The sequence below is a fragment of the Pelomonas caseinilytica genome (assembly GCF_021353235.1).
In the GTDB taxonomy this organism is placed as follows: Bacteria; Pseudomonadota; Gammaproteobacteria; order Burkholderiales; family Burkholderiaceae_C; genus Pelomonas; species Pelomonas caseinilytica.
Genome location: NZ_JAJTWT010000001.1, coordinates 806,274 through 826,494 on the forward strand (window position 1 = coordinate 806,274; position 20,221 = coordinate 826,494).

General features: G+C 72.7%; 18 protein-coding genes. 5 read left to right on the forward strand and 13 right to left on the reverse strand.

Going from position 1 to position 20,221, the window contains the following annotated elements; genetic code table 11:
- Positions 1–73: 73 nt before the first annotated feature.
- Positions 74–1,114 (forward strand): asparaginase, encoded by a 1,041-nt coding sequence (locus LXT12_RS03805; protein ID WP_233389594.1) that lies wholly within the window; start codon positions 74–76, stop codon positions 1,112–1,114.
- A gap of 41 nt (positions 1,115–1,155) precedes the next feature.
- Here LXT12_RS03805 and LXT12_RS03810 read toward each other — a convergent pair whose 3' ends face one another.
- The 7 genes from LXT12_RS03810 to hutC form a co-directional block, all read right to left on the reverse strand.
- A complete protein-coding gene (locus LXT12_RS03810) occupies positions 1,156–1,863 on the reverse strand; it encodes a hypothetical protein (protein WP_233389596.1) in 708 nt (235 codons plus the stop codon).
- 144 nt (positions 1,864–2,007) lie between these two features.
- Positions 2,008–3,561, reverse strand: coding sequence for a methyl-accepting chemotaxis protein (locus LXT12_RS03815; RefSeq protein WP_233389599.1), 1,554 nt, complete (start codon positions 3,559–3,561; stop codon positions 2,008–2,010).
- A 133-nt stretch (positions 3,562–3,694) separates the two neighbouring features.
- On the reverse strand, positions 3,695–5,092 hold the full coding sequence (gene hutF, locus LXT12_RS03820) for a formimidoylglutamate deiminase (protein ID WP_233389601.1): 1,398 nt from the start codon (positions 5,090–5,092) through the stop codon (positions 3,695–3,697).
- Positions 5,080–5,880: an N-formylglutamate deformylase gene (gene hutG, locus LXT12_RS03825; protein ID WP_233389604.1), complete on the reverse strand. Its 801-nt coding sequence runs from the start codon at positions 5,878–5,880 to the stop codon at positions 5,080–5,082. Before hutG ends, hutF begins: the two co-directional genes overlap by 13 nt.
- A complete protein-coding gene (hutI, locus tag LXT12_RS03830) occupies positions 5,877–7,073 on the reverse strand; it encodes an imidazolonepropionase (RefSeq protein WP_233389605.1) in 1,197 nt (398 codons plus the stop codon). Before hutI ends, hutG begins: the two co-directional genes overlap by 4 nt.
- A complete protein-coding gene (locus tag LXT12_RS03835) occupies positions 7,070–7,606 on the reverse strand; it encodes a HutD/Ves family protein (RefSeq protein WP_233389608.1) in 537 nt (178 codons plus the stop codon). Before LXT12_RS03835 ends, hutI begins: the two co-directional genes overlap by 4 nt.
- Before the next feature lie 75 nt (positions 7,607–7,681).
- Entirely contained in the window at positions 7,682–8,401 is a 720-nt protein-coding gene (gene hutC / locus LXT12_RS03840) for a histidine utilization repressor (RefSeq protein ID WP_233389610.1), read from the reverse strand.
- A gap of 66 nt (positions 8,402–8,467) precedes the next feature.
- Here hutC and hutU point away from each other — a divergent pair, with 66 nt between their 5' ends.
- From hutU to LXT12_RS03855, 3 genes are read left to right on the forward strand one after another with little or no spacing between them, the layout of a single operon-like run.
- Positions 8,468–10,129 carry a urocanate hydratase gene (gene hutU, locus LXT12_RS03845; RefSeq protein ID WP_233389612.1) on the forward strand — a complete coding sequence of 554 codons (1,662 nt, stop codon included), beginning with the start codon at positions 8,468–8,470 and terminating at the stop codon, positions 10,127–10,129.
- Positions 10,126–11,631 (forward strand): histidine ammonia-lyase, encoded by a 1,506-nt coding sequence (gene hutH / locus LXT12_RS03850; protein ID WP_233389614.1) that lies wholly within the window; start codon positions 10,126–10,128, stop codon positions 11,629–11,631. The genes hutU and hutH overlap by 4 nt, the downstream gene beginning before the upstream one ends.
- 46 nt (positions 11,632–11,677) lie before the next feature.
- Positions 11,678–12,892, forward strand: a complete 1,215-nt coding sequence (locus LXT12_RS03855) for an alpha/beta hydrolase (protein ID WP_233389616.1) — start codon at positions 11,678–11,680, stop codon at positions 12,890–12,892.
- Here the strand turns inward: LXT12_RS03855 and clsB are convergent.
- From clsB to LXT12_RS03885, 6 genes are all read right to left on the reverse strand, one after another.
- Entirely contained in the window at positions 12,886–14,148 is a 1,263-nt protein-coding gene (clsB, locus tag LXT12_RS03860; RefSeq protein ID WP_233389618.1) for a cardiolipin synthase ClsB, read from the reverse strand. The genes LXT12_RS03855 and clsB overlap by 7 nt on opposite strands.
- The gene (locus LXT12_RS03865) at positions 14,145–14,936 is read right to left on the reverse strand and encodes an endonuclease/exonuclease/phosphatase family protein (RefSeq protein WP_233389620.1); all 792 of its coding nucleotides are present in this window, start codon (positions 14,934–14,936) and stop codon (positions 14,145–14,147) included. Before LXT12_RS03865 ends, clsB begins: the two co-directional genes overlap by 4 nt.
- A complete protein-coding gene (gene nudB / locus LXT12_RS03870) occupies positions 14,933–15,409 on the reverse strand; it encodes a dihydroneopterin triphosphate diphosphatase (RefSeq protein ID WP_233389622.1) in 477 nt (158 codons plus the stop codon). The genes LXT12_RS03865 and nudB overlap by 4 nt, the downstream gene beginning before the upstream one ends.
- A 9-nt stretch (positions 15,410–15,418) precedes the next feature.
- On the reverse strand, positions 15,419–16,216 hold the full coding sequence (locus LXT12_RS03875; protein WP_233389623.1) for a CsgG/HfaB family protein: 798 nt from the start codon (positions 16,214–16,216) through the stop codon (positions 15,419–15,421).
- Between the two features lie 103 nt (positions 16,217–16,319).
- Positions 16,320–16,730: a PaaI family thioesterase gene (locus tag LXT12_RS03880; protein WP_233389625.1), complete on the reverse strand. Its 411-nt coding sequence runs from the start codon at positions 16,728–16,730 to the stop codon at positions 16,320–16,322.
- Positions 16,731–16,827: 97 nt separating this feature from the next.
- The gene (locus LXT12_RS03885; protein WP_233389627.1) at positions 16,828–19,503 is read right to left on the reverse strand and encodes a zinc-dependent metalloprotease; all 2,676 of its coding nucleotides are present in this window, start codon (positions 19,501–19,503) and stop codon (positions 16,828–16,830) included.
- A 116-nt stretch (positions 19,504–19,619) separates the two neighbouring features.
- On the opposite strand from LXT12_RS03885, the gene LXT12_RS03890 reads away from it, so the two are divergent.
- Positions 19,620–20,210, forward strand: coding sequence for a YqiA/YcfP family alpha/beta fold hydrolase (locus LXT12_RS03890; protein ID WP_233389629.1), 591 nt, complete (start codon positions 19,620–19,622; stop codon positions 20,208–20,210).
- Positions 20,211–20,221 lie beyond the last annotated feature (11 nt).

Here is a 20,221-nt window from a genome sequence, read left to right on the forward strand (position 1 = left end):
TACATGAGGTAGGAACAACGCACTGCCTTTTAACGCACTGCCTTTTAACGCACTGCCTTTTAGACTGCACGGCATGAACCCCGTCCTCATCGAAGTCCTGCGCGGCAGCAGCGTCGAGTCGCGCCACGCCGGCGCCCTCGCCGTCGTCGACGCCTCGGGCGCCGTGCACACGGCCTTGGGCGACGTCGAACGGCCCGTGTTCCCGCGCTCCGCCGTCAAGCTGCTGCAGGCCCTGCCGCTGGTGGCCAGCGGCGCTGCCGAGGCGTTCGCACTGACCGATGCCGAGCTGGCCCTCGCCTGCGCCTCGCACAGCGGCGAGCCCGAGCACGTGGCCACCGCGGCCGGCGTGCTGGCCAAGCTGGGCCTCACGGTGGACGCGCTGGAATGCGGCACGCAATGGCCCAGCCGCGAGCCCGTGCTGCGCGGCATGGTGGCCCGCGGCGAGATCGCCACGCCCTTGCACAACAACTGCTCGGGCAAGCATGGCGGCTTCCTCTGCCTGGGCTGCCTGATGGCGCGCCACGCCGGCACCGAGCCGGCCGCCTTCGTGCATGGCTATGTGGCGGCCGACCATCCCGTCATGCGCGAGGTGTCGGCGGCGCTGTCGGCAGCCACGGGCGTGGACGTGGAGCGGGCGCCGCGCGGTACCGACGGCTGCTCCATCCCAACCTTCGCCCTGCCGCTGCGCTCGCTGGCACTGGCCTTCGCACGCGCGGGCACGGGCCAGGGGCTGTCGGAGGGTCATGCCCGTGCCGCTCGACGGCTGCGCCAGGCCGTGGCCGCCGCGCCCTTCATGGTGGGCGGCACGGACCGCTTCGACACGCGGCTGATGCAGGCCCTCGGCGAGCGCCTGTTCTGCAAGGTTGGCGCCGAGGGCGTGTACTGCGCCGCGCTGCCGGAACTGGGCCTGGGCGTGGCGCTCAAGGTCGACGACGGCGCCGTGCGCGCCGCCGAGGCGGCCATGGCGGCCGTGGCGGCCGCCCTGCTGCAGCGGGAAGACGACGAACTGCTGCAGGGCTACAGCCACCTGCCGCTGCGCAATTGGCGCGGCACCCTGGTCGGTGCGCTGCGGCCGGCCGAGGCGCTCACGCGGGCGCTGGCGGCACGCCGCTGAGCCACCGCCGAGGCGGCCGGCCAGCGACGCCGCCTGCCGCGTCAGTTGCGGTCGCTGCGCGGGGGCAGGCTGCGGCCGTTGTCGTAGCTGCTGCCCGTGCTGCTCGTCGTGCTGCTCGTGCTGCTGCCGTTGTTGTTGTAGCTGGTGCCGTTGCTGCCGTAGCTGCCGCCGGTGGTGTTGTTGGTGGCGTTGTTGCTACTGTTGTTGTAGCCGCTGCTGTTGTCGTTGCCGTAAGTCCCGGCGTTGCTGCTGGCGCTGTTGCCCATGCCGTTGCTCGGCGAGGTGCCGGTCGTGCCGGCGGCGGTGCTGGCCGACGAGTTGTAGCCGCTGCTGCCCGACGTGGTGGAGGGCGGGGTGGACGAACTGGTCGTGGACGGCGTCGAGGAGGTGGACGGGGTGGTCGGAGACGTCGTCCCGGCCGGAGAGCCGGGGGCGGACAGGCCGGTATCGGTCTGGCTGCTCTGGCTGGGCGAGGTGCTCGGGTAGCTCGAAGCGGACGACGACGAGCTGCCGCCCGAGGTGGAGTCGCCCATCGAGGGCGACGAAGTCGAAGAGGTCGACGAGTTCTGCATCGTCGACGAATCGCCGTTCTCGGCAACCGGCGCCTGCGAGTTCTGCGTGGACTCGCGGGACAGGCCTTCGGGCTGCTCGTTGCTGCGCGAGTTCATCGCGCAGCCGGCCGTGACGACGATGAGGCCGGCCGTCGTCGCGGCCACGGCGGCGGACAGGGGGGTGAATCTCTTGCTCATGATGAACCTTCCAGGAAGTTGACGAGGCCAGTCGCACCACCGCCGAGGCGGCGCGGCCCCCAACCTCCAGCAACCGCCGTTCCCGCATGCCGCCCTCCCGGGCGTGCCGGCTCGCTACAAAAAGCAACCGGGCGGCGCCTGCCCTCAGGCCAGCCTGAACACCGACACCGAACGGGCCAGCTCATCGGCCTGCTGCTGCAGGCTGGCCGCCGCGGCGGCGGACTCCTCCACCAGCGCGGCGTTCTTCTGCGTCAACTCGTCCAGCCCGGCGATGGCCTGGCCGATCTGGCCGATGCCGGTGCTCTGCTCGCCGCTGGAGAGGCTGATCTCCGAGACGATGTCGCTGACGCGGGCGATGGCCGCGATGGTCTCGTGCATGGTGCGGCCCGCATCGCCCACCAGGGCCGCCCCGCGCTCCACGCCCTCCCCGCTCTCGGTGATCAGGGTCTTGATCTCGCGGGCTGCCTCGGCGCTGCGCTGGGCCAGCGTGCGCACCTCGCCGGCGACGACGGCGAAGCCCCGCCCCTGCTCGCCGGCCCGCGCGGCCTCGACGGCGGCGTTCAGCGCCAGGATGTTGGTCTGGAAGGCGATGCCGTCGATGACGGTGATGATGTCGCCGATGCGGACCGACGAGGCGCTGATGCGGCCCATGGTCTGCACCACCTCGTCGACGACCGCGCCGCCACGGCGCGCCACGTCGGCGGCCTCGCCCGCGAGCCGGCTGGCCTCCCGCGCGGCCTCGGCGTTATGGGTGACGCTGGCGGTCAGCTCCTCCATGGCCGAGGCCGTCTCCTGCAGGTTGGACGCCGCCCGCTCGGTGCGGCTGGACAGGTCCTGGCTGCCGATGGCGACCTCCCGCGAGGCGTTGGCGATGCTGTCGGTGCTCTGGCGCACACCGGCGACGACTTCGACGATGGACGCCTGCATGACTCCCACCTCGCGCATCAGCGCGGCCGTCTCGTCCCGCCCGTCGGCCAGCACCGGCTGGCTCAGGTCGTGCGCGGCAATGCGCTCGGCGGTCTTCACCGCACGCGCCAGCGGCTGCAGGATGGAGCGGATGTTGACGGCCGTGTAGGCCACCAGCAGCAGCACGGCGCCGAGGAGGACGAGGCTGAGGTCCGTGCGGATGGCGCTCTGGTGCGCGTCCACGCGGGCCACCTGCTCGGCCGAATGCCGCTCGATGGCGGCGGTCATCTCGGCCAGGGAGCGGTCCATGGCCCGGACGGGGCCTTTGAGCGGCTCCATGGCGCGGTTGGCCGAGGCCGTGTCGGCGAACTCGCCGCGGCCCAGCCGTTCGAGGATGCCGCCGAAGCCGGCGCGGTAGTCCTGCAGTTCCCGCTGCAGCTCCTCGGGCATACGGCGCAGCTCGGTTGGCAGGTCCAGGCGCCCCACCACGACGAGGCTCGCCGCCACCTTGTCGAAGGTCTCGGCCCAGTCCCCGCGGTAGCGCGCGATGGCCTGGGCGTCGGCAAGGTTGATGAGCAGGTCCTTCTCGTAGCGCCGCAGGTTGCCCACGCCTGCGCGGATGCCGGCCAGCTGGGTCAGCGACTGGACGTCGTTGTCCACGTAGTGGACGAAATCGGCCCGCGACCGCGACAGGCTGCTCAATCCTTGCAGACCAACCACCAGCATGGCCAGCACCGCCAGCGCGGCGAGCGCGAACAGCCGCGCCTTGATCGAGAAGTCGCTCAGTCTCATGGCCCCTCCTTGCGCGCCCCGACGGGCGCGAGCCTCCGTCCTGCGCGCCGTCGGTGTCCGCGGCAGCCGGGCCGATGCCACGGCTGTGCAGGTGCGGCCGAAGACTAACGCTTCGCCGCGCCGGTGCCAAGCCTCAGCCGGCGGCCGAGCTGTCGGCCGGCCAGAGCTGGCGCATGGCGGCGTCGAAGGCGTCGCCCACGCGCTGCGGCGCCCGCCAGGGGCGCGCCCGGCCTGCCACCCAGACCGACTGCCAGGGCGAGCCGTTGCTGCCGAAGACGACGCCGTCCAGCAGGGCCTCGTCGGGCAGGCCGCGCAGGGCATCGGCCTCGCGGTTGAGCACCAGGGCGTCGGCCCGCGCGCCGGGCGTGAGGCCCCAGGCGGCGAAGCCGGCCGCACGGGCGCCGCCGGCCACCGCCGCATCGAAGAGGCGGGCCGCGCTGGACGGCTGGCTGCCAGGCGCTGACGCCACGTTGCGCTGGCGCCGGGCCAGGCGCTGGCCATACTCCAGCCAGCGCAGTTCCTCGACCCAGCCGCGCGTCACCTGGCTGTCCGAGCCCACGGTCAGCGGCACGCCGGCCGCCAGCCAGGCGGGCAGGTCGGCCAGGCCGTCGCCGAGGTTGGCCTCGGTGCCCGGGCAGATGACGATGCCCGCCCCGCTGCGCGCCACCGCCTCGATCTCGCCGGACTCGGCATGCGTGGCGTGGACGAGCTGCCAGCGCGGGTCGAGATGACCCGCCTCGGCCAGCCACTGCAACGGCCGCTTGCCGGTGGCCGCCAGGCAGTCGGCCACCTCGGCGGTCTGCTCGGCGACATGGATGTGGATGGGCAGGTCGGCCCCGCCGACGAGGTCGTGCAGCCGCGCGATGTCGGCCGGCGAGGCTCCCCGCAGCGAATGCAGGGCCACGCCGGCGGTGACGCGCGGCAGGCCCGCCGCCAGCACGCGCTGGCAGGCGCGCCAGGCCCAGTCGGCGTCGGCGGCGAAGCGGTGCTGGTCGGGCCGCAGGCCTGCGGCGCCGAAGCCGCTGCGCGTGTAGACCACCGGCAGCAGGGTCAGGCCGATGCCCACGTCCTCGGCGGCCTCGGCCAGGGCCCAGGCCATGGCCAGTTCGTCGTCGAAGGCCTGGCCGCCATGGGCCGGGTCCGCCGGATGGTGCAGGTAGTGGAACTCGCAGACCTGGGTGTAGCCGCCGCGCAGCAGCTCGGCGTAGAGCTGGCTGGCCACGGCGCGCAGCTGCTCGGGCGAGATGCGCAGGGCCAGGGCGTACATGCGGTCGCGCCAGCTCCAGAAGTCGTCCTGCCCCGCGTCGCGCCGTTCGGCCAGGCCGACGAAGGCGCGCTGGAAGGCGTGGCTGTGGGCGTCGACCAGGCTGGGAATGACGGGACCGGCCAGGGCCTCGGCGTCCTCGGGCCGGGGCAGGTTGACGGCGATCTCGGCCCAATGGCCGGCGGCGTCCACGGTGAGCAGCACGTCGCGCTGCCAGCGCCCGTCCACCCAGGCCAGCGGTGCATGGAGCTTCTTCAGGGCTGGCATGCGAGCATCTCCTGCAGCAGGGCGCCGATGACCGGCGCGACCTCGGCGGCGGCGGCTTCGTCGTAGGCGTGGCGGGGGTCCAGGGCTTCGTCCATGTAGCAGCGCTGGCACATCTCCAGCTGCACGGCCTGCACGCCCTCGCCGGGCCGGCCGTAGTGGCGGGTGATGTAGCCGCCCTTGAAGCGGCCGTCGACGACGTGGCTGAAGCGCTGCTGCCCGGCCAGCACGGCGGCCAGGCGGGCCGCCAGGGCCGGCGAGCAGGCGGCGCCGTCGGCCGTGCCCAGGTTGAGCGCGGGCAGCTCGCCCTCGAAGAGCCAGGGCAGCTCGGAGCGGATGCTGTGGCCGTCGAAGAGCAGGGCATGGCCATGGCGTTCGCGCAGCCGCGCCAGCTCGCCGGCCAGGGCCTCGTGGTAGGGCCGCCAGTAGGCCTCGCGCCGCGCGGCGATGGCAGCGGCATCGGGCTCGGCGCCGTCGCGGTAGAGCGGGTCGTCGGTGAAGAAGCGGGTGGGTACCAGGCCGGTGCCGCCCGAGGCGCCGGGGTACAGGGGCTGGTCGTCCGGCGGGCGGTTCAGGTCGATGACGTAGCGGCTGTGGCGCGGCACGAGGAGGCTGGCCCCCAGGGCCTCGGCCAGGGGCCGGTACAGGCGCTCCAGGTGCCAGTCGCTGTCCTCGCTGGCGAGGGCGCGCGACACCAGCTGCCCGGCGATCTCGGCCGGGATCTCCGTGCCGACGTGGGGCAGGCTGATCAGCAGCGGCACGCGGCCCTGCTGGAGTTGATAGACGCTCATGGTCCTCCCTGGACTCCTTGACTCACCCGCTCTATCAGCGGGTTATGGCCGAAGCATGCTGCCAGCTCGCGCGGGTGGCCGCCATCCCAGATGCAGAAGTCGGCCCGCTGCCCGGCCACGAGCTGGCCGCGGTCGCGCAGGCCGAGGGCGCGGGCGCCGTTCACCGTCATGCCGCGCAGGGCTTCCTCGGGCGTCAGGCCGAAGAGCACGCAGGCCATGTTGAGCATCAGCAGCGGCGACAGCGTGGGCGAGCTGCCCGGGTTGTGGTCGGTGGCGATGGCGATGGGCACGCCGGCCTCGCGCAGCGCCTCGACGGGCGGCAGGCGGGTTTCCTTGAGCGCGTAGAAGGCGCCGGGCAGCAGGACGGCCACGGTGCCGGCCTGCGCCATGGCGTGCACGCCCGCCGGGCTCAGGTATTCGAGGTGGTCGCAGGACAGGGCGCCGCAGGACGCCGCGAGCGCGGCCCCGCCCTGGTCGCTCAGCTGCTCGGCATGCAGCTTGACGGGCAGGCCCAGCCGCCGGGCAGTGTCGAAGACGCGCGCCACCTGGGCCGGGCTGAAGGCGATGTGCTCGCAGAAGGCGTCCACCGCGTCCACGAGGCCCTCGGCCTGCAGCCGCGGCAGCCAGGCGCAGACGGCGTCGATGTAGTCGTCGGCGGCGCTGAACTCGGGCGGCAGGGCATGGGCGGCCAGGCAGGTGGTGCGAACGTCCACGCCGAGCTCCGCGAGCCGGCGGGCCACCCGCAGCATCCGCGCCTCCGTCGCCAGGTCCAGGCCATAGCCGGACTTCACCTCCAGTGTCGTCACGCCTTCGTGCACCAGGGCCAGGGCCCGCTTGCGGGCCGCGGCGAGCAGCTCGGCCTCGCTGGCCGCGCGCGTGGCGGCCACGGTCGAGCGGATGCCGCCGCCGGCCTTGGCGATGTCGGCATAGCTCTCGCCGTGCAGGCGCCGCTCGAACTCGTCGGCACGGTTGCCGCCGTAGACGAGGTGGGTGTGGCAGTCGACGAGGCCGGGCGTGACCAGGGCCCCGCCCAGTTCGACGACCTCGGCGCCGGCCGCCTGCTCCGGCAACTCGGCGCTGGGCCCGACCCAGAGCAGTCGGCCGCCGTCCACCAGCAGGGCGCCGTCGTCGACGAGGCCCCAGCCGCGCTCGCCCGCGAGCGTGGCCAGCCGGCCGCCGCGCCAGAGCTTCATTCGGGGCTCCAGGTCAGCCACCAGGCCTGGCCTTCGCCGGTGAAGACGCAGCTCTGCGCCACCGGCGACTCGCACCAGGCCAGGGTCAGCGGCGCCATGGGCATGGCGCGGTGGCCATGCTCGAGCAGGCCGCCCTGGACGGTGAACAGCCCCACCCAGGGCGTGCGCGGCAGCAGCACGTGGTGGGCCGACTCGACCTCCAGGTTGCCGCGCTGCTCCATGACGTTGAAGACCTCGCAGGGCCCGTCGACGAGCTCGGCCTCGGGAGCCAGGCCGCCGTCGAAGCGCAGGGGTTCGTCGCCGACGTTCTGCGGCCAGTCGAACAGGCGCAGGCCCCGGCCGGCCACGACGGCCAGCCAGCGGTGCACGCCCGGGAAGGCCGAGAAGGGCCCGTCCCGCTCGACGCGGCCGACGCTCACGCGCAGCGCCCAGTCGTGGGCGTGCGGCCAGGCCAGCAGCTCGCGCGTCGTGCCGCCTTTGTTCTTCCAGGCCTGAGGTTGCACGTCCGCGGCGCTGACCCTGCTCCAACTCATTGTTCTACCCTCGCACTGCACTGAACCCCGACGGGCGGGGAACTGCGCATTCTCCGCAGCTCCAGGTCCCGGAACTCATGCCGAGAAGCTCCCTTGCAATTGGTAACGTGCTCCGGGGTGGGTGAGTTTCACGCTGGTCACGGCCACGCCCCGGCTGTAGGTGATGCGCTTGACCACCAGGCAGGGGTCGCGGCGGTTGATGCCGAGCAGCTTGGCCTCGACCTCGCCGGGCAGGGCCGCCTCGATCATGTAGCGCGCTTCCGACAGCGGGGCCACCTCCAGGAGGTAGTGGGTGGGCGTGATGCGCGTGAAATCCTGCGACAGGTAGTCGGGCGCGCAGGCGGGGTTGACGGCCCTTTCCTCGCACTGGATGGCCACGCCGTTCTCCAGGTGGGTGATGAGGCTGAGGAAGACCGGCGCGCCGCGCTTGAGACCCAGCTCCGCCGCCTGCTGCGGCGTGGCCTTGCCCCGCACCAGGGCGTGCACGCGCGCCTCGTGCAGCCCGCCGCGCTCGGCGATCTCCTCGTGCACGTCGCGCACGTTCAGCGTGCTGGAGATGCGGTGCAGCTGGGCGACGAAGCTGCCCACGCCCTGCACGCGCTCGATCAGCCCCTCCTGCACCAGCTCCCGCAGCGCGCGGTTCACCGTCATGCGGCTGACCTCGAACTGGGCCACCAGCGCGCCCTCGCTCGGCAGCAGGTCGCCGGCCACCCAGTGGCCGCTGGCGATGCCTTCGCGGAGATGGTTCTTGACCTTGAGGTACTGCGGCTCGGGGGTGGTGGGCGTGCGGGACATGCCTGCATGCTAGTTGACTTGACTTGTATAGACAACTAGAGTGCACCCCACTTCGAGGAGCCGCCCATGACCGCCCTGCCCCGCCCCGTCAAAGCGCCCACCGGCACCCAGCTGCACTGCAAGAGCTGGCTGACCGAGGCCGCCTACCGCATGATCCAGAACAACCTCGACCCCGCCGTGGCCGAGAACCCGGACGAGCTCGTCGTCTATGGCGGCATCGGCAAGGCGGCGCGCAACTGGGATGCCTTCGACGCCATCCTCAAGAGCCTGCGCGAGCTGGGCGACGACGAGACCCTGCTGGTGCAGTCGGGCAAGCCGGTGGGCGTGTTCCGCACCCATGCCGATGCGCCGCGCGTGCTGCTGGCCAACTCCAACCTCGTGCCGGCCTGGGCGACGTGGGAGCACTTCCACGAGCTGGACCGCAAGGGACTGATGATGTACGGCCAGATGACGGCCGGCAGCTGGATCTACATCGGCAGCCAGGGCATCGTGCAGGGCACCTACGAGACCTTCGCCGAGGCGGCGCGCCAGCACTACGGCGGCGTCGCCACCGGCCGCTGGGTGCTGACGGCGGGCCTGGGCGGCATGGGCGGCGCCCAGCCGCTGGCGGCCACCTTCGCCGGCTTCAGCTCGCTGAACGTCGAATGCCAGCAAAGCCGCATCGACTTCCGGCTCAAGACCCGCTACGTGGACGAGCAGGCCCGCGACCTCGACGACGCGCTGGAGCGCATCCAGGCCCACACGGCGGCCGGCCGTGCGGTGTCGGTCGCGCTGCTGGGCAACGCGGCCGAGGTGCTGCCGGAGCTGGCGCGGCGCGGCGTGAGGCCCGACCTCGTCACCGACCAGACCTCGGCCCACGACCTCATCCACGGCTACTGCCCGCCAGGCTGGACGGTGGAGCGGTGGAAGGCCGCCGCGGCCGACCCGGCCCGCCATGCCGAGCTCAAGGCCGCCGCCGCCGCGGGCTGCGCGACCCATGTGCGCGCCATGCTGGCCTTCAAGCGCATGGGCATCCCGACCGTGGACTACGGCAACAACATCCGCCAGGTGGCCAAGGACCAGGGCGTGGCCGACGCCTTCGACTTCCCCGGCTTCGTGCCGGCCTATGTGCGCCCCCTCTTCTGCGAGGGCAAGGGCCCCTTCCGCTGGGTGGCCCTGTCGGGCGACCCCGAAGACATCCGCAAGACCGACGCGAAGCTCAAGCAACTTTTCCCGCAGCACCGGGCACTGCACCGCTGGCTGGACATGGCCGCCGAGCGCATCGCCTTCCAGGGCCTGCCGGCGCGCATCTGCTGGCTGGGCCTGGGCGAGCGCCACCTCGCCGGCCTGGCTTTCAACGAGATGGTCAGGACGGGCGAACTCAAGGCGCCCATCGTCATCGGCCGCGACCACCTCGACAGCGGCTCGGTCGCCAGCCCCAACCGCGAGACCGAGGGCATGAAGGACGGCTCCGACGCCGTCTCCGACTGGCCCCTGCTCAACGCCCTGCTCAACACCGCCGGCGGCGCCACCTGGGTGAGCCTGCACCACGGCGGCGGCGTGGGCATGGGCTATTCGCAGCACTCGGGCGTGGTCATCGTCTGCGACGGCAGCGAGGCCGCGGACCGCCGCCTGGCCCGCGTGCTGTGGAACGATCCCGCCACCGGCGTCATGCGCCATGCGGATGCCGGCTACGAGACGGCCCTGGACTGCGCCCGCAAGAACGAACTGAACCTGCCCTCCGCATGAAGCTCACTCCCGGACACCTCAGCCTCGCCCAGCTCGCCGACGTCGCCGCCGGCCGCATCCACCTCGAACTCGACGACTGGGCGGCGGTCGACGCCAGCGCGGCGCGGGTGGCCGCCGCGGCGGCCGGCGACGCGCCCGTCTACGGCGTCAACACCGGCTTCGGCAAGCTGGCCAGCACCCGCATCGCCAAGGACCAGCTCGCGGCCCTGCAGCTCAACCTCATCCGCAGCCATGCCGTGGGCGTGGGCGCGCCGATGTCGCCGGAAGTCGTGTGCCTCATGCTCGCCACCAAGGCCGGCAGCCTGGCGCGGGGCTTCTCCGGCGTGCGCCGCGCCGTGGTGCAGGCCTTGCTGGACGCACTGAACGCCGGCTTCGTGCCCTACGTGCCGGCCCAGGGCTCGGTGGGCGCCAGCGGCGACCTGGCGCCCCTGGCCCACCTGACCCTGGCCCTGATGGGCGAGGGCGAGGCCCTGGTGGCCGGGCAGCGCGTGCCCGCGCGCGACGAACTGGCCCGGCTGGGCCTGGCGCCGCTCACGCTGGCGGCCAAGGAGGGTCTGGCCCTCATCAACGGCACCCAGGCCAGCACGGCGCTGGCCCTGCATGCGCTGCTGCGCTTCGAGGCCCTGTTCGCCACGGCCCTGGCCAGCGGCGCGATGACGCTGGACGCGGCCCGCGGCAGCGACGGCCCCTTCGATGCGCGCATCCACGCCGTTCGCGGCCAGCCCGGGCAGGTGGAGGTGGCGGGCGTCTACCGCGAGCTGCTGGCCGGCAGCGCCATCCGCGCCTCGCACCGCGAGGGCGACGAGCGCGTGCAGGACCCGTACTGCCTGCGCTGCCAGCCCCAGGTCATGGGCGCCTGCCTCGATCAAGCCCGCCACGCGGCCCAGGTGCTGGTGCGCGAGGCCAACGCGGTGACGGACAACCCGCTGGTGTTCGAGGACGTGATGATCTCCGGAGGCAATTTCCACGCCGAGCCGGTAGCCTTCGCCGCCGACAACCTGGCGCTGGCCATCGCCGAGGTGGGCGCCATCGCCGAGCGCCGCATCGCCATGCTGATCGATCCCGGCATCTCGCGCCTGCCACCCTTCCTGACGGCCGACGCGGGCCTGCACAGCGGCTTCATGATCGCCCACGTCACCGCCGCCGCCCTGGCCAGCGAGAACAAGAGCCTGGCCCACCCGGCCAGCGTCGACAGCCTGCCCACCAGCGCCAACCAGGAGGACCACGTCTCCATGGCCACCTTCGCGGCGCGCCGCCTGCACGCCATGATCGACAACACGGCCCACATCGTCGCCATCGAGCTGCTGGCCGCGGCCCAGGGCATCGACTTCCTGCGCCCACTGCGCAGCTCGGCCGCCGTCGAGGCCCTGCACACCCGGTTGCGCGCCGACTGCGCCAGCAGCCCGGCAGACCACTACCTCGCGCCCGACATCGAGCGCGCCGCCGCCCTGGTGCAGGCCGGCGTGCTGCAGGCGCCGCAGGCACCGCGGTTCGAGCCCTGACGGCGTGACTGAAGGCAGGCCTGCGCCGGCCGGATAAGGTGGACCGATGCGCCACCTCACCGCCGGCCTGCTGGCCGCCCTCCTCGCCTGTGCCGCGCCAGTCACCCGGGCCGACACGAGGCTGCATTTCGACATCGACCTGGGCGCCGAGATTGCCGCGGGCCGCTTCGACCCCGCGCGGGACCGCCTCGGCCTGCGCGGCGCCGCCGCCCCGCTCTCCTGGGACCGCCCGCGGCTGGCGTCGCCAGGCGCCGCGCCCGGCCACTACACGCTGGACCTGACGCTGCCCGACGACGCCACGGGCGGCCAGCCCCTGGCCTACAAGTTCCGCATCGAGCGCGGCGCCGGCCAGGACGGCAGCGACGGCTGGGAGCCGGGTCGCAACCACGCCGTGCTGCTCGGCGGCGGCGACGTGCGCGTCGCGCGCGAGTTCGGCGCGCCGGCCGGCGAGGTGCCGGTGTCGCGCACCGGCCGCATCGAACGCCTCGGCCTGGTCGCCTCCACGCACGTACAGGCCCGCGAGGTGCAGGTCTGGCTGCCGCCCGGCTACGAGGCGGACGGCGAGCAGCGCTACCCGGTGCTCTACCTGCACGACGGCCAGAACGTCTTCGACGCCCAGGCCGCCGGTGCCGAATGGCAGGTGGACGAGGCCGCCCAGCGCGGCGTGGCCTCGGGGCGGCTGCGGCCCTTCATCGTCGTGGCGGTATCCAGCACCGGCTCGCGCACGCTGGACTACACGCCCTCGGCCATGACCGTCCCGGCCGAGCGGCTGGGCCGCGGTGCGCCAGCGCGCGAGGGCGGCGGCATCGCCGCCTACGGGCGCTTCCTGGCCGAGGAGCTCAAGCCCCTCGTCGACGCACGCTTTCGTACCCGGCCCGGCCCGGCCGACACGGCCGTGGGCGGCTCCTCCTTCGGCGGGCTGGCGTCGCTCTGGCTGGCCCTGCACCGGCCCGAGACTTTCGGCGCGGCCCTGGTGGTCTCGCCGTCGGTGTGGTGGGACGACGGCGTCGCGCTGCGCGACGTGGCCGCCGCGCCGCGGCCCCTGCCCCGGCTGTGGGTGGACATGGGCGGCCAGGAAGGGCGGCAGGCGGTGAGGCTGGCGCGCGAGCTGGTCGAGCAGCTGCGCCGCCGCGGCTGGGCGGACGATGCCCAGCGCTTCGTCGAGGACCCGCGCGGCAGCCATGACGAGGCGAGCTGGGCGCGGCGCGTGCCGGCGATGCTGGACTTTCTCTACGGCCGGCAGGCCGGCGACGCTCAGTAGCGCCCGGCCGCCCCGGCCACGCGCAGGAAGACGTAGGCGAACCAGGCCACCACGGCGCGGTGCATCATGGCCCGCAGGCCGGTGCCGCCGCGCTCGCCCACGCGCTGCGAGACGGCGATGGCCGCGTCGATCTCGCCGGCCAGGCGGGCCGTGAAGCCGGCATCCAGCACGACGACGTTGGCCTCCAGGTTGACGAGCAGGGACAGCGGGTCGATGTTGGAACTGCCCACCGTGGCCCAGTGGTCGTCCACCACGGCCACCTTGGCATGCAGGAAGGCCGGCATGTATTCGTAGATCTCGACGCCGTGCCCGATGAGGTCGGCGTAGAGGGCCTCGGCGGCCCAGCCGGCGAGGCGGTAGTCGAGCTTGCCCTGCAACAGCAGGCGCACGCGCACGCCGCGGTCGGCGGCGCTGCGCAGGGCGTGGCGGATGCGCTGGCCGGGGTAGAAGTAAGGGCAGACGACGTCGACTCGCTCGCGCGCGCCGCGGATGGCGTCGGCATAGGCGTGCTCGATGGTGCGGCGGCGGCGCAGGTTGTCGCGCAGCACGAAGGCCGCGCAGACCGGCGGCAGGTGCGGCACCCGCTCGGGCAGACGCTGCGGGCCGCGCCAGATCTGGCTCAGCCACAGGCCGAAGCGGCGGCGCAGCGGCACGTAGTCGATCAGGGCGTCGTCGAAGTCCCGCCCCAGCCAGGCGCGCGACCAGATGGCCCGCACGCTCTGGGCGACGAGGTCGACCAGGCCGCCGCGCGCCTCGACGGCGAAGTCCAGCCGCGGCAGCTCGCTGGTGCCGTGGTGCAGGTCCAGGCGGTCGTCGATGACGTTGATGCCGCCGACGAAGGCCACGTCGCCGTCGACGACGCACAGCTTCTGGTGCAGGCGCCGCAACTGGCCGGGCTGCAGCCAGTGCCACCAGCGGTCCATGGGCCGGAACACCGCCAGGGCCACGCCGCTGGCGGCGAAGCGCTCGCGCAGCGTCGCCAGGCTGGCGTTGCTGCCGAAGCCGTCCACCACCACGCGCACCCGCACGCCGCGGCGGTGGGCGGCGATGAGGGCGTCCACGAGGGCCAGCGAGGTCGCGTCGTCGTGGAAGATGTAGGTGGCCAGCCAGACCTCGCTGTGCGCGTGGCGGATGGCGGCCTGCATGCGCGGGAAGAGCTGGTCGCCCCCGCGCAGCAGCTCGACTTCGTTGCCGCCGACGAAGCCGGCATCGGCAGCCTCGTGGCGCCGTCGGCGCCTCGAGCCCAGGCGCCTCATTCGAGGGCCAGCTCCACCACGAGGGGCAGGTGGTCGGACATGCGGGCCCAGCTCGGGCCGCGCGGCACCTGCACGGTGGTGCAGCGCAGGCCGCGCAGGTAGACGCGGTCCAACGCGAAGACCGGCAGCCGCGACGGGAAGGTGGCCGCCCGCGTCATGCCGTGCGCCGGCTGGGCGCGGCGCAGGCCGTGGCCGCGCATGGAGGCGTCCAGCCGCTCGCCCCAGTCGTTGAAGTCGCCCGCCACCAGCACCGGCGCGCCGGCCGGCACGTGCTCGCGCACGAAGGCGGCGAGCCGCTCGACCTGGCGCACGCGGCTGGCGTGGATGAGGCCGAAGTGGGCGACGACGGCATGGACGACGACGCCCTGCCAGTGCACCGGCACGTGCAGCAGGCCGCGCTGCTCGAAGGCGTGGTCGGACACGTCGTGGTGGCCGATGTCGCCGATGGGCCAGCGCGACAGCAGCGCATTGCCGTGCTCGCCGTACTTGGTCACCGCATTGGTTCGGTAGGCCACCTCGTAGCCGTCGGGCGCGAGGAACTCGGCCTGGCCCTTGTCCGGCCAGCCGAACCAGGTGCGGTCGAAGTAGGCGGCCTCGCGGTGGTGGAAGAGGCGCACCTCCTGCAGGCAGACGAGGTCGGCGTCCAGGGCTTCGACGCCCATCTGCAGGTTGTGGATCTCAAGGCGCCGCGCCGGCCCGAGACCGCGCACGCCCTTGTGGATGTTGTAGGTGGCCACGCGCAGCACGGCGCCGGGCGCATGGGGACTCGGACGGGCGACGGATCTCATGGCAGGGACGAAGCAGCGTGGAAGCGCGGCAGTTGCAGCACGGCCTCGGCATTGGATGGCGAGAAGCAGCGGTCTGCCGCCTCGTGCCAGGGCAACCAGACCCACGATAGATGCTCGCGCGGCGCCAGCGTCGGGGTCAAGGCCTCGGGCAGCTGTAGGCCGAAGACGTGTTCGGTGTTGCGGGTGACGCCCGGCGCATAACGGTGCCGCCAGTGCGGATAGATGTCGTAGACGTTGGCCAGGCCCCAGTCCCGCAGCTCGCCGCCGGCCGCGGCGATGTCGATGCCGGTCTCCTCCAGCACCTCGCGGCGCGCGGTCTCGGCCAGGGGCTCGTCGGCGGTGTCGCGCGAGCCGGTCACGCTCTGCCAGAAGCCCGGGTGGTCGGCCCGCTCGATGAGCAGCACCCGCAGGTCGGGCGTGTGGATGACGACGAGGACCGACTCGGGAATCTTGTAGGGCTTGGCCGGCTGCATGCCGGCAGCTTAGCGGGTCGTGGCGACCGCCGGCGGCAGTTCCTTGGCCTGCAGCTGGCGCACCTGGGCGACGAGCTGGTTGTGGGCGTCGAGGAAGGCCGCGGCGATGACCTTGCCTTCGTTGGAGTTGCTCCAGCCCGCGCCGGCCGCGCCGCCGAGCTTGCCCAGCACCGCGCCGCTGACGCCGAGGTCGGCCACCTCGACCGAGCCCGTGGCCGCGGCGATCTGCTCGGTGGTCTCGTTGTCGGTCAGCAGCAGCGCGGCCTGGGCCTGCTTGAGCTTGACCTGCTCGGCCGCGCCCACCAGCTTGTTCAGGTAGGGAATGGCCTGCAGGATGCCGCCGATCTGCCGGCCGGCGTCGCGCTCGCTGAAGGTCAGGCTGGGCGTGAGGCTGTATTGCGCCTCGTAGCCGCGGCCCTTGTGCACGGTGTTGCCCTGCTGGCGCAGGATGCCGGCCTCCTTGAGCTCCTGCTCGCGCACCGTGGCCTTGAGGCCGGCGGCGCGGTCGACGACTCGGAAGCACCCGCTCTGCTGGGCCAGCAGGCGCACCAGCGGCACGGGGCTGGAAGGCAGCTGGTAGCTGCTGGAATAGCTGTAGCCGCCCGGGTTCTCGATCAGGGCCAGCGTGGCGACGGGCGCGTCGCAGCGCACCAGCTCGCGGCTGGCGTGGTGGGCACCGGCCGGGCCGGCCGAGCCGCTGATGACGGAGCCGCCCTCGCCGAGCGAGGTGGAGGACTTGCCACAGCCGGCGAGCAGCAGCGCGACGGCTGCGGGGGCGAAGACGGACTGGATGCGGCGTGCAGGCATGACAAGGGTAGGGGCCGGGACGAGGCGGGAGTCTGCCTGCCGCGGGCATCGCCCCCGACCCTAGAACGTGGGATGCGGCGGCCGCCCTCCCCCGTCCGCGGGATCACTTGCCGTAGAGCACCATCTGCGTGCAGCGGAACAGGGCCATGGTCTTGCCCGTGTCCTTATTCGTGACCACGGCGTCCCAGACCTGGGTCGTGCGGCCGAGGTGGGCAGCCTTGGCCACGCAGGCGATGGTGCCTTCGCGGGCGGTGCCGAGGTGGTTGGACTTCAGCTCCACGGTCGTGAAACCCACCGCGCCCTCGGGCAGGCTGGCCATGCAGCCGTAGCCGGCGCAGGTGTCGGCCAGCGTCACGACGCTGCCCGCGTGCAGGAATCCGTTGGGCGCCATCAGCTCGGGGCGCACCGGCAGCTCGGCATGCACCTCGCCGGCGGCCACGTGGGTGACGACGATGCCCAAATGGCCGGGCAGGTGGGTGGCGCCGGCTTGGTTGTAGCGGTCGGCGTCGGGCATGGGCGTTCTCCTCGCGTCTCTCTCGAAAAACGCGCCATGGTAGTGACAAGAAAAAAGCCGGCGTTGCGGCCGGCCTCCGGAGCAGTGAAGCGACGCCTCAGCTGCGCGTGAGCGTGGCCTTGAGCATGCTGCCCAGCAGGTCCTGCAGTTCCGCCAGATGGGCCTTGGTCTCCACCGACAGCCCGGGCCGGGCCGAGGCCGTGCGCAGGTCGGCGGCCAGCTGGCTGGCGTGGTAGCGCGCCATCGAGAAGGCGTCGGCGTAGACGGTGGCGGCGTTGGTCGAGCGGTTGAGCTGGGCCTGCAGGCGGCGCAGGTATTCGCGCTGCAGGCTGCGGCGCATGCGGTCGATCTCGCCGCCGGTCTTGAGCTCGCTGAAGATGGCACCCTGCAAGGTGCCGTAGACCTCGCTGAGCGAGACCGCGCCCTTGCGCTGCGCCTCGGGCAGGTAGCTGCCCTGCTCGATGAGGCGGCGTGCCGTGTTGGGCGACATCAGCCGGTCGAGCACGCGGCCCTGCAGGGCGGCGACGGCGTCGGGGATGGACAGCGGCAGGCCGCGGTCCCAGTCGACGTAGTCCACGGGTTGCGTGGCCAGGAACTCGGGGCTGAACTTGAACGAGTTGCTGGACAGCAGGCCGCTGGCGATGAAGCGCAGGGCCTCGCGCTGCTGGGCGTTGTCCACCGGCTTGAAGGCCGGGCCGCTGCTGACGCCCGGCACCACGCGCTCGGCGTACAGGCCGCCCACGTACTTGGCGACGTTGTTGGCCGTCATGCCGAGCTGGCGGAAGCCCTCGGCGATGGAGCGGCGGTTGCGCAGCGGGTCGTCGCCCACGGAGGCCGGGCGGGTCTGCACGCGCTCCCAGAGCTCCTGGCTCAACTTGAGGCGCTTCCTGGCGTAGGCCAGCGGGTCGTCGCCCAGGTCGCGCTGGTTGGTGCGGGGGTCGAAGCCGTCGTAGGGGCCGCCCACGCCCTGGTCGATGTCGTCGCCGTAGGCGAGCTGGGGCTCGGTCGATCGCGCGGCGATACGGGCCAGCTCGGCGGCCTCCTGCTCGGGGGCGATGGGCTTGTAGGCGTACTCGATGGCCCAGTAGTCGTAGGCGCCGAGCGTGGTGTTGGTCAGGCTGGCGCGCGGCTCGCCCTTGAGCGGCAGGTTGTAGGCGTTGTAGTCCATCACCGAGTTGGAGATGCCGTGGGTCTCGGTGTAGGCCTTGTCGCGCAGCTGGGCCTGGGTGACGGTGGAGGAGGCGCGGAAGTTGTGCTTGAGGCCGAGGGTGTGGCCGACCTCGTGCATCACCACGTCCTTGACCACGGCCTGGGCCAGGGCTTCGGCTTCGGGACCGTTCATGTCCATGCCGTCGCGCAGGGCCAGCAGGTCCAGCGCGAAGCCGAGCTCATGCGCCTGGTCGGCCATGTAGCTGCACTGCTGCTCAGCCAGTTGCTGCTGGCTGCGCTCGCCCATCCAGGCGCCCAGGGCCTGGGCGGGCGGCACGTCGTCGGCGGCCAGGCGGCGCGAGCCGCGGCCGAAGACGTCGCTCATGCCGATGTCGGCGTCGAGGATCTCGCCGGTGCGCGGGTCGCGGTTGCTCGGGCCGATGGCGAAGCCCACGTCGGCGCCGGTGAACCAGCGGATGGACGCGTGCGTGGAGTCCATGTCGTCCCAGTCGGCGTCGTCGGGCTGCTGTTTGGCGACGACGGCGTCCTTGAAGCCGATCTTCTCGAAGGCCTTGTTCCACTCCAGCACGCCGGCCATGACGGCCTGGCGGTACTTGGCCGGGATGTTCTTGTCCAGCCAGTAGACGATGGGCTGCACGGGCTCGGACAGCGCCGCGGCGGGGTCCTTCTTCTCGAGGCGCCAGCGGGCGACCATGTGCACGCGCGGATTGGCCTTGAGGTCGTCGCCGAGGTTGCTGTAGTTCTCGGTGAAATGACCCAGGCGCGGGTCGGCATGGCGCACGGCGGCAGGCGTCTCGGGCAGGGCGCGCAGGCTGTAGACGAAGCTGAAGAACATCGAGCGCGGGTCGGGCGTGGCCTGCGGCGGCGAGGGCATGGGCACGGGCGTGGGCGTCAGCGGCGGCGCCGGGATGCGCGGCGTGGCGAAGTGCACGCGCGCGGTCAGCGTCGAGACCTGGGCATCGGCCCGGGTCGCCTCGATGAAGGAGTTGGAGCGGTCGGGGCCGTAGGGCAGGCGGTAGGCCATCTCCAGGCGCGTGGAGTAGCCCGGGATGTCGGCCAGCAGCAGGCCGCTGGCGTCCACCAGCACCGACTTGCGGTCGGGGTGCTCGGCACTCGCCGCCGGGCCCGCGGTGATGAGGCTGGGCGAGAAGCCCTGCTCGACGGCGAGCTTGCTGCCGCCGGCATCGGCGCGGAACTTGGTGTTCAGCGCGATGAGCTGGATGTGGTTGCCCACGCGCCGCCACTCGGCGAGTTCGTCGCCCAGCATCTGGCTGGCGTACAGGCCCCGCTCACCCACGGCGTTGGCGACGTTGACGCTGAACAGGAAGGGCTTGTTGAACTGCTCCTTGGGGATCTCGATCCAGACTTTCTCGTCCTTGCGCCAGATCGGGAAGAGGCCGGGCTGCTCCTTGGCCCCCTTGATGACCTCGGCGAAGGGCTTGGGCGCCGTCGGATCGGCCGGCGCCCGCGGAGCGGGGGCCGAGGCCGCGCCGGCCGGCGCGGAGGCGGCGCCGTTGGGTGCCGGGGGGTTCTGGGCCTGGGCGATCGTGGCCATCGCGAGCAGGGCGGCAGCGGCCAGGGCCGTGCGGGGCATCGAGATCATGGAAAAGGCGGTTAGGGATGGAGAAAAGCCCGGCACTGTGGCGGGCGGCGACACTCGCGTCAATGGGCACCGTCCCGCGTCGCCGGGCCACAAAACTTCACGTCAAAACTTCCGTCATGGAACTCACGCATCTGCTGTATTTGCACGGCTTCCGCTCCTCGCCGGCCTCGGCCAAGGCGCGGCGCATGGCGGCCTGGGCGGCGACGCGGCCGGGCCTGGCCTTCGCCTGCCCGCAGCTGCCGCCGTCGCCGCTGGAGGCCATGGCCCTGATCGGGGGCCTGGTGGCGGGCTGGCCCGCGACGGGCGCGGCCGTCATCGGCAGCTCGCTGGGCGGCTTCTACGCGACCGCCCTGGCCGAGCAACCAGCCCATCGCGCCTGGCGCGTGGCGGTGCTGAACCCGGCCGTCGACCCGGCGCGCGACCTGGCCCGCCACATCGGCGAGCAGACGGCCTGGCACGACCCCGCGCTCAAGTTCGACTTCACCGAACGCCACGTGGCCGAACTGGGGGAGCTCACGCCGCCCGCCCGGCTGACGGCGCCGTCGCGCTACTACGCCCTCATCGCCAAGGGCGACGAGCTGCTGGATTGGCGCGAGATGCTGGCCCGCTATGCCGGCTGCGACGGCGAGGTGATCGAGGGCAGCGACCACGGGCTGAGCGACTTCGAGGACCACTTGCCGGGCCTCGTCCGCCACCTGCTGGCCTGAGGCGACAATCG